The sequence below is a fragment of the Deinococcus aerophilus genome (genome assembly GCF_014647075.1).
GTDB classification, from domain to species: Bacteria; Deinococcota; Deinococci; order Deinococcales; family Deinococcaceae; genus Deinococcus; species Deinococcus aerophilus.
In genome coordinates, this window is record NZ_BMOM01000010.1 from 1 (window position 1) to 13,775 (window position 13,775).

Here is a 13,775-nt window from a genome sequence, read left to right on the forward strand (position 1 = left end):
TCAGAACCATACGTCTGAGAGGCCATTCCTCATGGTATTTGCTCGCCCAGAGAGGCGTGAAATTCCAAAACGGGCTCTAGCCGCCTGGAAACGGCCACGCTCGCCTGTCGCCACCAGGGTGCCGGTTAACCCCGACCCGGACTGCCCCCCCCGGGATCTTCCCGCCAGCTCTACTCCTGATCGAGCCCCAGCTCGGTGCTGCGGCGGGTCGCCTCGATCACGGCGCGCATCAGGCCGCCGCGTACGCCCGCCTCCTCCAGCGCCGCCAGTCCGGCGATTGTGGTGCCTCCGGGCGAGGCCACCTCGTCCTTGAGCATGCCGGGGTGGGCGCGGCGCTGCAGCAGTTCACCGCTGGCGACAAGCAGCTTGGCGGCCAGTTCGTTGGCCAGCACCCGCGGCAGGCCCATCCGCACGCCCCCGTCCGCCAGCGCCTCGGCCACCACGGCGGCGTAGGCGGGACCGGACGCGCTCATGCCAGTAAAGGCGTTGAACAGGTGTTCGGGCAGGTCGTAGGCGTCTCCGACGGCACCGAACAGCCGGCGGGCAAAGTCCAGGTCGCCCGCGCCCTGGGCTTCTTGCGGCCCGGTGATGGCGGTCTGGGACAGGCCGATGGTCGCCGCGAGATTGGGCATCACGCGCACGACCCGCTGGGTGCCCAGCCGTCGGGTCAGGGTTGCCACGCTGACCCCCGCCATGGTGCTGATGTACCCGGCATTCTCCTGGGCCAGCCACTCGGTGACCTCGGGAAAGACGCGCGGCTGCAGACTGACCAGAATGCGGCCCGCTTCTCCCAGATCGCCCTGAGTGATCACCCGCGCTCCGGTCCGGGCGGCAAGTTCCTCCACACGCGCACGGTTGGCGTCCAGCAGCCCGATCTGTCCGGCAGGCAGCACCCCGCGTGAGGTCACGCCCTCCAGCAGGGCCAGACCCAGTTTTCCGACGCCAACGATGGCAAGTTCCATGCGCGGCAGTATAGGCGGCACCTTTTGGGCTCTGACCAGGGCTGTCTGTTCGCCCGGCCCGCTACACTGCCTCCATGCTGGTGTATCACCTCCCCGGAACCTTTGAGACACGCGAGAACCATCTGGACCTGTTGTGGGAGGCGGGGGCGACCGGCCTGGAAGAACGTGCCGGACTGATCCGGGCCTACTTTGATGAACGCCTGGACCTGCCCACCGACATTGCCGATGGCGAGTGGCGCGCTGAGGCCGATCAGGACTGGCTGGCCCAGTTCAAGGCCAACCTGCGTCCGGTGCGGGCGGGACGCGTGACCGTGGTGCCGCCGTGGCTGCTGCACGAGGTGGAGCCCGGGCAGGTGCCGCTGGTGATCGAGCCGGGCATGGCCTTTGGCACCGGCCACCACGCCACCACGCGCATGGCCGTGGAGGCGCTGTCGGCGCTGGACCTCGGCGGACAGCGCGTGCTGGACGTGGGAACCGGCAGCGGCGTGCTTGCCATCGCGGCGGCGCTGCTGGGGGCCGGGTCCGCCCTGGGACTGGACATTGACCCCCTCACCATTCCGATTGCGCGCGAGAACGCGGAGATCAACCGGGTGCCGCCGGGCCGGGCCACCTTTCTGGAGGGCAGCGTGGGCCTGGGCCAGGAATTGCCCGAAGACGCCGCACCAGACGGAGTGTTTGACGTGCTCGTCGCCAACCTGTATGCCGAGCTGCATGACCTGCTGGCGGGCGAATACGCCCTGCACCTGCGCCCCGGCGGGCCGCTGATTCTGACCGGCATTCTGACGAGCAAGCTGGACCTGGTCCGCACGGCACTGGACCGTGAGGGCTTTGGCGACGTGACTGTGCGCGAGGACGGCGAGTGGGTGCTCGTCACGGCCCGCGCGCCGGAGGCATGAGCCGCCACCGCGTGCGGGTGGCCGACCTCGCCCCCGAGATGACCCTCGGCCCGCGCGAGGTCCGGCACCTGCATGTCCTGCGCCTCGCGGTGGGCGACGCGCTGCGCGTCTTCGACGGTCAGGGGGCCGAGGCGAGCGCCACGATCGCGGTGCTGGAGCCCGAGCGGGCCGTGCTGCAGCTGGGCGACGTGGTCGAGAGAGTGGCCGAGACTCCCTGTCCGCTAACGCTGGCGGTGGCGCTGCTCAAGGGCGACAAGCTCTCGGACGTGGTGCGCGCCGCCACCGAACTGGGGGTGGCCTCGGTGCAGTTGCTCATCACCGAGCGCGCCGACGCCCGCGAGATCGGCGCCCAGAAGCTGACGCGCCTGCAGCGCATTGCCGAGGAGGCGAGCAAGCAGTCGCGCCGCGCCGTCATCCCCACGGTCCTCTCCCCCGTGCCGCTGGCCGGGTGGCAGTGGGAGGGGCAGCTGTTCGTCGCACAGCCCGGCTCGCCGGAGCGGCTCGGCGGGCTGCTGGACTGGGCCGCTCCGGTCAACGTCCTGACCGGCCCGGAAGGGGGCCTGAGCGAACGCGAGGTCGCCGGACTATTGGAACGCGGCGCGCACGCCGTCACCCTGGGGCCGCGCATCCTGCGCGCAGAAACGGCTCCGGTGGCGCTGCTCGGAGCGATTGCGGCGATGGGCAGGTAAACGGCGGTGTGCGGCGCCCCCGGAGAACCCTCTGGTGAGGGTCTACCGCGTTCCGGGCAGCAGTTCCTGAGCTTCCACTTCGCTGGGCACCAGTTGCCGCCAGCTGTGGACTCCTCCCACCTGCACGGTCACGAAGCGCTCCAGGGCCCGCCACAGCGGGGGGCGCTGGGCCGGCGGCACGGGCTCTTCCATGCTTGCCCGGACCGAGCGGCGCACCGCGTTCTGCAAAAAGTCCAGGGCCTGCGGGGGATAGGCGGGCAGGCTGGCGCAGGCCGCGCACAGCATCTGGCCGCCCAGCGGGTCGGGGTGGGCGGGGTCCGGCACGCCGCAGCGGGTGCAGCGGGCGGTCTGGGGCATGATGCCGGCCAGGCCCAGCAGCTTGTAGCTCATGACCAGCGCCACCCACTCGGGGTCCGGCTGGTGGGCCACGCCGCGCAGCGCCCCGGCGAACAGCTCGAAGGCCTGCTCACTGAACTCGCCCTCCTGAAACAGGGCGTCGGCGAACTCGGCCATCAGGTGCGCAAACGCATGGCGCCCCGGCTCGGCCAGGGTGGGCAGCGCACCCTCCAGCACCGCCTGCTTCACGGTGGCGAGGTCATTGTTGGGGGTCTGGTACACCTGCACCCCGACATGGTGAAACAGGTTCAGGCGGCTTGCCAGCGGCCCGCGCACCCCGCCGCGCGCGATGGCCTTGAGCTTGCCCTGAGGCGTCAGCAGCGTCACGAGAATGTCTCCGGAGGGCAGCACCCGGCGGCGCATCACGATGCCGCTGCGGTTGGCGGTGCGCAGCCTCACGCTGCGTCCGGAGTGTGCATGCTGGAGTTCTGGGGCCGCGTCACGCCCCGCAGTCTAGGCGCTGCCAGAGTGATGAGCTGTGCCAGCGTCCACCTTCCTGCGGCCCCACCACCGTTAAACTGGCAGCAATGAACGACCCGCACTCCCAGGAGCACAGCGTCCGCGACCTGCTGCGGGAACTCTTCCCGGAGACCCACCGCGAGCTGTTTGGAGACCACCCGCAGGATGCCCCGCCCACCCTGGGCCTGTACCCGGTGGCCGACGGCCGGCTGGCGCTGGTCCACGGCGGCCAGCTGGCCGAGTTCACGCCGCTGGACCCTAAAGGCAAGAACGCCCTGCACTGCGACCTGTGCCACTACACCCGCAGCCGCACCGAGGCTGCCGTGTACCGCGTGGCCGTCGCCGCGCGCCGCAGCCGCTACGTGACCCTGTGCACCGCCACCGAGGCCTGCCAGGGCCGGGCGGGACGGCGCGGCCTGGAAGGGCTGGCTGGACGCATCTTCCCCATCGAGCCGGTTCACGCCGACGAGCACGGCGGATAGCCGCACGGGGGCCAGCTTTGCCCTCTGGCTGCCGCTGAGAACCCCGGTGCATCTGAACGCACCCACCCAGCGCGAATCCCCGGTCCTGAACCCGGACGGGGGTCTGCGGCGTTTCACGGATCAAGACAAGGAACAATGCCCTCCTTACAATGGGCAGATGGAAGGAGTCTGGCAGGAGCTGAGGCTCATGGAAGGTCTGCTCGTGGCCTTTGTGCTCAGCGGCGTGATCGGGTGGGAACGGGAACGGTCGGGGCACAGCGCGGGCCTGCGGACCCACATGATGGTCGGCATGAGCGCGGCCCTGTTCGTGGTGCTCGCCGACACGCTGATCAGCAATTTCGGGGGGCGGGACGCGGGCGTGCGCTTTGACATGATCGGCATCCTGGGAGCGGTGGTCAGCGGCATCAGCTTTCTGGGCGCGGGCGTGATTTTCTCTGCAGGACGCGGCGAGAAGGCCAGGGGCCTGACCACGGCGGCGGGCCTGCTCGCCACGGCGGGCGTGGGGCTCGCCTGCGGACTGCATCTGTACGTGCTCGCCACCGGCGCGACGTTGCTGTTCGTCTTCACGCTGGCCGTCATCCAGCGGTGGCTGGAACATAAGGGCCACGCAGAACGCGAGGGATAAGTGCGCCATCCTGCCGCCTGCCCTTTTCTCCTGGCCGCATATTGGATACAATATCCATATGAGCCTCTCCGAGCGTGCGGCGTTTGCCCGGCCCGTGCTGGTGCGCGACGGTGTGTATGAACACCTGCGCCGCGCCGTGCTGGACGGCGAGATCGCCCCCGGAGAGCGCATCGGGGAGGCCGAGCTGGGCGAGAGCCTGGGGGTGTCACGCACGCCCATCCGCGAGGCCATCATGCGGCTCACGCAGGACGGCCTGCTCGTCGCTTCTGCGAACCGGGGCGTGCGGGTGCGCACCGTCACGGCGCAGGAAGCGCGCGACACCTATGTGGTGCGCGAGGAACTCGACGGACTGGCCGCCGCCGTCGCCGCCACCGCCCACACCCGGGACGACGCCGGGGCGCTGCGGGCGGCGCTGAAACAGGTCAATGCCGCGCCGGCCGGGGATTACCGGGAACAGACCCGGCTGGACCTGGGCTTTCACCGCACCATTACCCTGGCCGCGCACAACGCCACCCTGACCGATCTCGCCCGCGACCTGGAACAGCGCGTGGCCCTGATCAAGCACCAGACCCGCACCTACAATGCCCACCCCGAAACGGCCGCCCAACACGCCGCCCTCCTCAAGGCCATCCTGGACCGTGACGCGGGCGCGGCCCGTGAGGCGGCCCGGCAGCATGTCCGCACCTTTGCGGCGCTGGTCCTGCATGACCTCGCAGCCGGGGCCGAAAGCTGAAATCCCCACCCCCGCTCCGTGTTCCACCCCCCCCGACCCCACATCCCATCCCCGAGGTATCCATGATTGATCAGCTCTACCGCAAGGCCATCCTGACTGTTTCAGGACAGAAATTCGTGGAAGACATCGTCCGCAAACAGGGCTGGGGTCTGGCGCAGCGTTTTGTGGCCGGTGAGGAGGTGGACGGAGCGATCGCCGCTGTTCGGGAACTCCAGCAGGACGGCATTCTGGGCAACCTCGATCTGCTGGGCGAATTCGTGGCCTCGCCGGAAAAGGCCAATGAATTTGCCGAGAAGGTGTTGCACCTGCTCGATGCCGCCCACACCGCCGGTATTCCGCCCTACGCCAGCGTGAAGCTCTCGGCGGTGGGCCAGGGCCAGACGGTCGACGGTCAGGACCTGGGGCTCACCAACGCCCGGCGCATCGTGGGCCGGGCCAGGGAGCACGGCGGTTTCATCTGCCTGGACATGGAAGACCACCCGCGTGTAGACCAGACCCTGGAGCAGTTCCGCATCCTGGTCGGCGAGTTTGGGGCGCAGCATGTGGGCACGGTGTTGCAGAGCTATCTGTACCGCACCGAGGCGGACCGCAGCAGCCTGGACGACCTGCGCCCCAACCTGCGCATCGTGAAGGGCGCGTACCTGGAGCCCGACTCGGTCGCCATGCCCGACAAGGCCGATGTGGACGCCAGCTACCGCAAGCTGGTCTACGCGCACATGGCCGCCGGCAATTATGTGAACGTGGCGACCCACGACGAGAGCATCATCGAGGACGTCAAGCACTATGCGCTGGCGCACGGGATCTCCAAGGAGGCCTACGAATTCCAGATGCTGTACGGCGTGCGCCGTGACCTGCAGAAAGAGCTCGCGGCGGCAGGCTACCGCGTGCGCGCCTACATCCCCTATGGCCGCGACTGGTATCCGTACTTCAGCCGCCGGATTGCCGAACGGCCCGCCAACGTGATGTTCGTCCTGCGCGGCATGCTCAAGGGGTGAACGGGTCGGTGATCGGCGTCACCGGAGCGCCCGGGAACATCGGCACGCCGCTGGTGCGCGAGCTGCTGCGGCGCGGCGCGCGGGTGCGGGTGCTGGCCCGCCACCCGGACCGGGCGCAGGATGCCTTCGCCGGTGCCTCCGCCGGGCAGATCGAGGTCCGGACGCTGGAATTCGGCCGGCGTCAGACGTATCTGGACGCCTTCGGGGGCCTCGACAGCCTGTTCGTGTTGCGCCCGCCGCAGATCACTCAGGTCCGCCGGGACATGGTTCCCGCACTGGACGTGGCGCTGGGGGCCGGGGTACGGCACTTTGCGCTTCTGTCTCTGCAGGGGGCCCACCGCCTGCCCTTCACGCCGCATGCCCAGCTGGAACAGCATCTGCGGGGCAACGGCGCGGCGTACACCTTCTTGCGCCCCAGCTTCTTCCTGCAGAACCTGACCACCACGCACCTGCCCGAACTCCGGCACGGAGAGCTGGCCGTGCCCGCCGGCCGGGGGCGCACCAGTTTTGTGGACGCCCGGGATGTGGCCGAAGCCGCCGCCACCGTGCTGACCGAACGTGGACACGAGCACCGGTCCTACGAACTCACCGGCCCCGAGGCGCTGACCTACCGCGAGGTGGCCGAGATCTTCACGCACGTCACCGGAAAGCTGTTCCGCTACACCGCTCCCAGCCCGCTGGCCTTCTTCCGCCGAATGCGTAGGCGGGGCCTGCCCGCCGCACAGGTTCTGGCGCTGGAAGCCGTCTACGCCACCATCCGGCTCGGCCTCGCCGGACACGTCTCCGCCGACCTGCCGGCGCTGCTGGGCCGCCCCTCCCGCACCACCGCAGACTTCGCCCACGACCTCCGCCCTCTACTACAAGCTCAAGGAGAATCCCATGCTTAAGATTCAGGAATACCGCCCGCAGGCCTTCATCGACTTCACCCTGCCCGAGAACGTCGCTGCCTACGCAGCCGCGCTGCAAAAAGTCCGGGCCGAACTGCTGGGCAAGCATTACCCGCTGGTCATTGACGGCGAGCGTGTGGACACCGCCGGCAAACTGGAATCCATCAATCCGTGTGACACCTCAGAAGTGGTGGGCACGACGGCCAGGGCCACGACCGAGGACGCCGAGCGTGCGCTGAATGGCGCGTGGAAAGCCTTCGAGGACTGGAAGACCTGGGACATGGACGCCCGCGCCCGCATTCTGCTGAAGGCCTCGGCCATCCTCAAGCGCCGCCGCCTGGAGGCCTGCGCCCTGATGAGCATCGAGGTGGGCAAGAACTACGCCGAGTCCGATGTGGAGGTGGCCGAGGCCATCGACTTCCTGGAGTACTACGCCCGCAGCGCCATGAAGTACACCGGCTTCGGCAGCAGCGAAACCACCTGGTTCGAGGGCGAGGAAAACGGCCTGATGTCGCTGCCGCTGGGCGTGGGCGTCTCCATCTCGCCGTGGAACTTTCCCTGCGCCATCTTCCTGGGCATGCTCGCCGCGCCCATCGTGGCAGGCAACTGCGTGATCGCCAAACCAGCCGAGGACTCGGGCCTCATCGCCGGATTCATCGCCGACATCATGTACGAGGCCGGACTGCCCGCCGGGGTGCTGCAGTTTCTGCCCGGGGTGGGCTCCGAGGTCGGCGAGTACCTGACCACCCACGCAAAAACACGCTTTATCACCTTTACCGGCAGCCGCGCGGTGGGCCTGCACATCAACGAGGTGGCCGCCAAGGTGCAGCCCGGCCAGAAGTGGATCAAGAAGGTCGTGCTGGAACTGGGAGGCAAGGACGGGATGATCGTCGACGAAACGGCGGATCTGGACGTGGCCGTGCTCGCCGCCGTGCAGGGAGCGTTCGGCTTCAACGGCCAGAAGTGCAGCGCCATGAGCCGCCTGATTGTGGTGGACAAGGTGTACGACGCGGTGGTAAACGCCTTCGTGGAACGTGCCGCCGCGCTGAAGATCGGCACCGGTGAGGAGAACGCGCCCGTTACGGCCGTGGTGAACCAGGAGTCCTTCGACAAGATCAAGAGCTACCTGGACCTGGCCCCCAGCGAAGGCAAGGTGCTGCTGGGCGGCGAGGCTCCCGGTGACGCGAACGGCAAGACCGGGTACTACGTGCACCCCACCATCGTCGGCGACGTGAAGCGGGACGCCCGTCTGGCCCAGGAGGAAATCTTCGGGCCGGTGGTATCGGTGATCCGCGCCGCAGACTGGCAGGACGCGCTGGACATCGCCAATTCCACCGAGTACGGCCTGACCGGCGGCGTGTGCAGCCGTGACCGCGCCCGGCTGGAGCAGGCCCGCCAGGAGTTCGAGGCCGGCAACCTGTACTTCAACCGCAAGATCACGGGGGCGATCGTGGGCGTGCAGCCCTTCGGCGGCTACAACATGAGCGGCACCGACAGCAAGGCGGGCGGACCGGACTACCTCGCCAACTTCATGCAGCTCAAGACCGTGACCGAGCGCTGGTAAACCCTCTTTGAAGAGCAAGGCGGCAGAACCCTCTGAGGGTTCTGCCGCTTTCTGATGGTAAAGGCCAGGTATTCGTACACCTTATCCAGCCCCCAGAATGACGCATTCCTCATCCGTTCTGAAGGGTTGCACAGATGTATAGGCAGGCTTGTCCTCTTGTATTCCGACGACACTAAGCTTCCTCAAATCACTCCCCGAACAGCAGATTAGACCGTTTTCCCACCAGTGCTTTTCCAGGTGGGCCGCAAAGTCACCCTCCCGAGCGAAGCCTCCGGTTTCGTCAGGCGACCCGTTGTTGTGTTCACCTGGAGGATCACCATGAAATACACCCCTTGTCTGCTGGCCGCTTCCCTCGCTCTCTCGCTCGCCGCCTGCGGGCAATCTCCCCAGATTGCCGCCTCTGACCCGGGCGCACCCGGCGCCGGCATTGAGGCTTTCAGCGGAGCCTATCTGATCGGCTTTAAACAAGACGGACTGCAGGGACAGAACCTTCAGCAGCAGGCGCTGATGCAGGCGCAGGCCATCTCTTCTGCCGGCGGAACCGCCACGGGACAGTGGACAGAGATCAGCGCCGCCGCCGCACGCCTCTCACCAGCGGCTCTGGAGAAACTCAGGGCCAACCCGCTGGTCGAGTATGTCGAGCCTGATCTGGTGCGCCACGCCATGGGCACGCGCAGCGCAGGCACCGCTGCCGCGGCAGTCAGCCGCGGCAGCCTGGGCCGCCAGAACCTGTATGCCCAGGATGTGTATAACGCCAGCGGCGAGACCACTTGGGGGAATGCAGCGCTGCGGGTGCCTGCGCTGCGGACTGCCAACTACACCGGCGCGGGTGTGGCGGTATGTGTCACCGACACCGGTATTGACGGCAACCACCCCGAATTCGGAGGCAAACTCAAAGGGTTCAAAAACTTTGTGACCACCGAGGCCAACCGCAACGACCCCTACGCACTGAATGACGTATCGCATCACGGCACGCATGTGTCGGGCACCATCTTCGCCCAGTACGGCGCGGGCACCGGGGCGAGTGGTCTGCAGGCCGGTCAGGATCCCAACGGGATCGGCGGCGTTGCCAGCGGCGTCAATCTGTACATGGCGCGCGTGCTGGGGGACAGCGGCAGCGGCAGCAGCAGCGGCATCATCAATGGGGTGAACTGGTGCGTGGCGCAGCTCAAGTCCCAGGGCGGCACCGAGAACAAGGTCGTGGTCAGCATGAGCCTGGGTGGTGGCCGGGCCAGCAAGACCGAGGAACGCGCCTATACAGCTGCTTACAACAAGGGCGCCCTGATTGTCGCAGCCACCGGCAATGACGGCGGCGCGGTCTCGTATCCCGCCGCCTACCCCAATGTGGTGGGCATCGGAGCCATTGACAGCAACGAAGCCAAGGCCGACTTCAGCAACTTTGGCACCCAGGTGGATCTGGTCGGTCCCGGCGTGCACGTTCTGAGCAGCATTCCGCTGGGACAGGGTGTGGCCGCGACAGGCAGCGGGGGGGGCGTGGCCTTCACGGACGTACAGGCGGCAGACCTCAGCGGTAAGGGCACCATGAGCGGCACTGTCGTTGCGGCAGGCGGCACCAACAACGAGTTCTGCGGAGTGGGCACACGCAATTCGGCCCTGAACGGTGCCATCGCCCTGATCTCCCGCGGCACCTGCTCGTTCGAGGAAAAGACGGCCAACGCGGTGGGCAGCGGAGCCAAGGCGGTACTGATCTACAACAACACGGCGGGCAGCCTGGGGATGACTCTGACCAACACCTACAGCGTGCCGGTGGCAGGCATTCTGCAAACGGACGGCACGGCACTTCTGGGCAAACTGCCCACCACCGGCACCGTCAGCGTCACTGGATCAGACTACGAGTACCTCGACGGCACCAGCATGGCCACCCCGCATGTCAGCGCCGCCGCCGCCCTGGTGTGGGCTGCCAAACCCACCCTAACCAATACCCAGTTGCTCAGCCTGCTCAAGTCCACCGCCAAGGATCTGGGAGCTGCCGGACGGGACAACAACTTCGGCGATGGTCTGGTTAATCCCCTCAAGGCCATCACCGGCCAGTAACATCGTCCCCACGTGGGCCAGAACACGGTCTGCATCAGAAACGCCGCCGGGAAACCAGTCCCGGCGGCGTTTGTCTGTGGCGCATGGTGATCAGATCAGCGCTATTCCTTGACGCCACCCGACACGGTCCCGCCCACGAAGTACCCCTGGAAGCCGTAGAACAATGCCACGATGGGCAGCGCCCCCAGGGTGGCGGCGGCAGCGAACACGCCCCACTTGGTGCTGAACTGGCCCTGCGTAAAGGAGAGGAGCATGATGCCCACGGTCCACTTCTCCACGCCGGTCAGCAGGATGTTTGCCAGGATGAACTCGGCGTAGGTCCCGATGAACTGATTCAGGAAGATAAACACCAGGATGCCCCCCGACAGCGGCAACACCACCTTCAGGAAGGTCTGCCAGCGGGTCGCGCCGTCCACCATCGCGGCTTCCTCCAGCGATTCGGGCAAAGACTCGACGTAACCCTTGAAGATCCAGGTGTTGAAGGCGATGGCCCCGCCGCTGTAGGCCAGGATCAGACCGGTAAAGGTGTTGCTCAGGCCCAGCAGCACCATCAGGGTGTACACGGCGACCAGCGCCAGGAAGACCGGGAACATCTGAATGAAGATGAAGAACAGCAGCGTCTGGAAGCGGCCCGGAAAGCGCAGCCGTGCCATGGCGTACCCGGCAGTGGTGGAGAGCAGGATGGCCAGGATGCCGGTGATGCCCGAGACGAGCAGCGTGTTGCGCACCGAGAGCAGGAACTTGCTTTCGTTGGTGGTGCCCTGGAACTGGGCCGGCCCCAGGAACACGATCAGCACGGCCAGCGCGGCCAGCAGGATGCGGATGATCCAGGCACGGGTGCGGGTCAGACCCTCGCTCTCGCGCCCCATGCGGCCCACCACCGCCAGGATGCCCAGGGCGGTCAGCGCCGCGCCCGAGATGCCGGCCAGCAGCAATTGCCACAGCGGGATGGTCACGCCCTCGAACAGCTTCTGGAAGTTCTCGTAGCTCAGCACTTCCAGGCGGGGCAGCAGACCCGTCTTGTACAGGATGTTGGGATTGGAGAAATCCGGAAAGGCGAACAGGCTGTTGCGCGGATCGAAGGCGGCAATCAGCACGTACAGCAGCGGATAGATGGCAACGAGCACCACCAGGATCAGGAACAGGTGCGTGAGCTGATCGCCCAGCACGGCGGCGTAACTGATCTTGCGGCCTGTGCGGGCGATGCCGATGCGCTGACCGATCAGGCTGGTCAGGGCGAGCACGCCCGAGGCCGCGAGCAGAAACAGCAGGAACCGGACCCAGCCGCGTTCCACGTAGTAGATGGTGAAGCTCTTGGGGCGGCCCTGCATGTTGAGGTTCAGGTAATAGCCGAGCACGACGAGCGCGATAACCAGCGCGGCGGTGACGAGCCACGGCAGGGCCCGGCGCAGCACGCTGGGTTCCCTGTGAACGTAGCCGCCCGGCGGCAGGTCTTGCTGGGGAGTGGGAACGGTGGTCATCGGCGGGCCTCCTCAAAGACGCCGGCCGCCTTGAAGTTGACCAGGCTGATGGCGAGTGTCAGGAAGAAGATGATCAGCGCGATGGCGCTGGCCAGGGCAAAGTTCTGACCGCCGCTGGATGCGAACGCCGTGTTGTAGCCCCATGACAGCAGGATGTCAGTGCTCTGGGCGGTGGCTTCCCGGCCCTGCTGGGGCGGCCCGCCCTGGGTGAGCAGGTAGATGATGCCGAAGTTATTGAAGTTGAACGCAAAGCCCGAGAGCAAAATGGGCGTGAAACTGCTGCGCAGCAGCGGCAGCGTGATGTTCGTGATCTGCTGCCAGCGGCTGGCCCCATCGATGCTGGCGGCCTCGTACAGGTCCTCGTTGATGGTCGACAGGGCGCTGATGGTGGCGGTCATCATGTACGGAAAGCCCAGCCACAGGTTCACGACCAGCACGCTGATCTTGGCCCACAGCGGATCGCCCAGCCACGGCACGGCGGCGATGCCGAGCAGGCCCAGCGACTTGTTCACGATGCCGAACTGCTGGTTGAACAGCGCCACCCACATCTGCACGCTGATCACGGCGGGAATGGCCCACGGCAGGAAAAGCAGCGTGCGGTAGACGTTGCGGCCCTTGAGCCGCTTGTTGTACAGCAGGATGCCCAGAATCAGGCCCGCGATGGCGTTGATGATCACCGTGGAGAACGCAAACACCACCGTCCAGATGAACACCGGGACCAGCGCGCGGCTCGCCTTGGCGAAGATCTCGCGGAAGTTTTCCAGGCCCACATACTCGTAGCTGTTGATGCGGGTCGCCCGCGCCACTGTGATGTCCGGCACGAAAGGGGCGCTTAAGGTCACCTGCAGGCCATCGACGCTCTGCACCTGCGTGCGGTACGGCACCGAGGCCTGATCGTCGAACAGCACCAGCGGCTCACCCGCACAGCCCGGGGTGTCGCAGCGCAGGTATTCCTGCACGCTCGCCGACTGCGGCGTCTCGGCCAGGGTCACGACCCGGCGGTCCGGACTCAGGGTGGCTTCCGTTCGCAGCGCCGAATCCGGGTTTCCGCTGTTCACCGCGTTGTAGTTGGTAAAGGCGTAGTTGACGGTCAGGACGATGGGCAGCACGGTGAAGGCCGCCAGGAACACCAGGGCCGGAAACAGGTAGTACCAGTTGCTGATCCACGGAACGGCGCGCACCACCAGCGGCATCATGATCAGCAGCGCACCCAGCACGTAGATCAGGATCATGTAGGGCGGCGCGGTGGGGTACAGCCGGGCGGTCAGGCCGCTGAGCAGCCAGCCGATCAGGGCCGCGCCGCCGAGCATCAGGGCCAGCACCAGTACGGCCAGCAGGACGCCGCGCGTGCCCTGGGGCGGAACGGTAGAGGGCGGGCGGCGGGCGGGCAGGGTTGCGGTCATCGGAACATCATTCTCCTTGGCAGATTCCGGCAGCAGAGCGCAGGATTGTGGATTTGGCGGCAATCATACGACCAAACAAAGCCCCTTGGGGCGCGGCGGATACAGCGGCCGCGTTCACCTCAGGCGGCTGGCGGCTTACCCCATCAGC

General features: G+C 67.0%; 13 protein-coding genes. 9 read left to right on the forward strand and 4 right to left on the reverse strand.

The window, feature by feature from the left end:
* Positions 1-170: 170 nt before the first annotated feature.
* Positions 171-962, reverse strand: a complete 792-nt coding sequence (gene proC / locus IEY21_RS07910; RefSeq protein WP_188903144.1) for a pyrroline-5-carboxylate reductase — start codon at positions 960-962, stop codon at positions 171-173.
* A 74-nt stretch (positions 963-1,036) separates the two neighbouring features.
* Here proC and IEY21_RS07915 point away from each other — a divergent pair, with 74 nt between their 5' ends.
* Together IEY21_RS07915 and IEY21_RS07920 are read left to right on the forward strand one after the other, a co-directional pair.
* Positions 1,037-1,858: a 50S ribosomal protein L11 methyltransferase gene (locus IEY21_RS07915; RefSeq protein ID WP_188903146.1), complete on the forward strand. Its 822-nt coding sequence runs from the start codon at positions 1,037-1,039 to the stop codon at positions 1,856-1,858.
* The gene (locus tag IEY21_RS07920) at positions 1,855-2,547 is read left to right on the forward strand and encodes a 16S rRNA (uracil(1498)-N(3))-methyltransferase (RefSeq protein WP_188903148.1); all 693 of its coding nucleotides are present in this window, start codon (positions 1,855-1,857) and stop codon (positions 2,545-2,547) included. The genes IEY21_RS07915 and IEY21_RS07920 overlap by 4 nt, the downstream gene beginning before the upstream one ends.
* Positions 2,548-2,589: 42 nt before the next feature.
* Here IEY21_RS07920 and recO read toward each other — a convergent pair whose 3' ends face one another.
* Positions 2,590-3,342 (reverse strand): DNA repair protein RecO, encoded by a 753-nt coding sequence (recO, locus tag IEY21_RS07925; RefSeq protein ID WP_188903150.1) that lies wholly within the window; start codon positions 3,340-3,342, stop codon positions 2,590-2,592.
* A gap of 128 nt (positions 3,343-3,470) precedes the next feature.
* Here recO and IEY21_RS07930 point away from each other — a divergent pair, with 128 nt between their 5' ends.
* From IEY21_RS07930 to IEY21_RS07960, 7 genes are all read left to right on the forward strand, one after another.
* A complete protein-coding gene (locus IEY21_RS07930; protein WP_188903152.1) occupies positions 3,471-3,884 on the forward strand; it encodes a hypothetical protein in 414 nt (137 codons plus the stop codon).
* Positions 3,885-4,041: 157 nt separating this feature from the next.
* A complete protein-coding gene (locus tag IEY21_RS07935) occupies positions 4,042-4,509 on the forward strand; it encodes an MgtC/SapB family protein (RefSeq protein ID WP_188903154.1) in 468 nt (155 codons plus the stop codon).
* 58 nt (positions 4,510-4,567) lie between these two features.
* Positions 4,568-5,242: a GntR family transcriptional regulator gene (locus IEY21_RS07940; protein ID WP_188903156.1), complete on the forward strand. Its 675-nt coding sequence runs from the start codon at positions 4,568-4,570 to the stop codon at positions 5,240-5,242.
* Between the two features lie 62 nt (positions 5,243-5,304).
* The gene (locus IEY21_RS07945; RefSeq protein WP_188903158.1) at positions 5,305-6,237 is read left to right on the forward strand and encodes a proline dehydrogenase family protein; all 933 of its coding nucleotides are present in this window, start codon (positions 5,305-5,307) and stop codon (positions 6,235-6,237) included.
* Positions 6,234-7,124 carry an SDR family oxidoreductase gene (locus tag IEY21_RS07950; RefSeq protein WP_188903160.1) on the forward strand — a complete coding sequence of 297 codons (891 nt, stop codon included), beginning with the start codon at positions 6,234-6,236 and terminating at the stop codon, positions 7,122-7,124. The genes IEY21_RS07945 and IEY21_RS07950 overlap by 4 nt, the downstream gene beginning before the upstream one ends.
* Positions 7,117-8,688 carry an L-glutamate gamma-semialdehyde dehydrogenase gene (gene pruA, locus IEY21_RS07955; RefSeq protein ID WP_188903162.1) on the forward strand — a complete coding sequence of 524 codons (1,572 nt, stop codon included), beginning with the start codon at positions 7,117-7,119 and terminating at the stop codon, positions 8,686-8,688. The genes IEY21_RS07950 and pruA overlap by 8 nt, the downstream gene beginning before the upstream one ends.
* Before the next feature lie 318 nt (positions 8,689-9,006).
* Positions 9,007-10,743, forward strand: a complete 1,737-nt coding sequence (locus tag IEY21_RS07960; protein WP_188903164.1) for a S8 family serine peptidase — start codon at positions 9,007-9,009, stop codon at positions 10,741-10,743.
* A 101-nt stretch (positions 10,744-10,844) separates the two neighbouring features.
* Here the strand turns inward: IEY21_RS07960 and IEY21_RS07965 are convergent, their stop codons facing one another.
* Together IEY21_RS07965 and IEY21_RS07970 are read right to left on the reverse strand one after the other, a co-directional pair.
* Positions 10,845-12,224, reverse strand: a complete 1,380-nt coding sequence (locus IEY21_RS07965; protein WP_188903166.1) for a sugar ABC transporter permease — start codon at positions 12,222-12,224, stop codon at positions 10,845-10,847.
* On the reverse strand, positions 12,221-13,627 hold the full coding sequence (locus IEY21_RS07970; protein WP_188903168.1) for an ABC transporter permease subunit: 1,407 nt from the start codon (positions 13,625-13,627) through the stop codon (positions 12,221-12,223). Before IEY21_RS07970 ends, IEY21_RS07965 begins: the two co-directional genes overlap by 4 nt.
* Between the last annotated feature and the right edge of the window lie 148 nt (positions 13,628-13,775).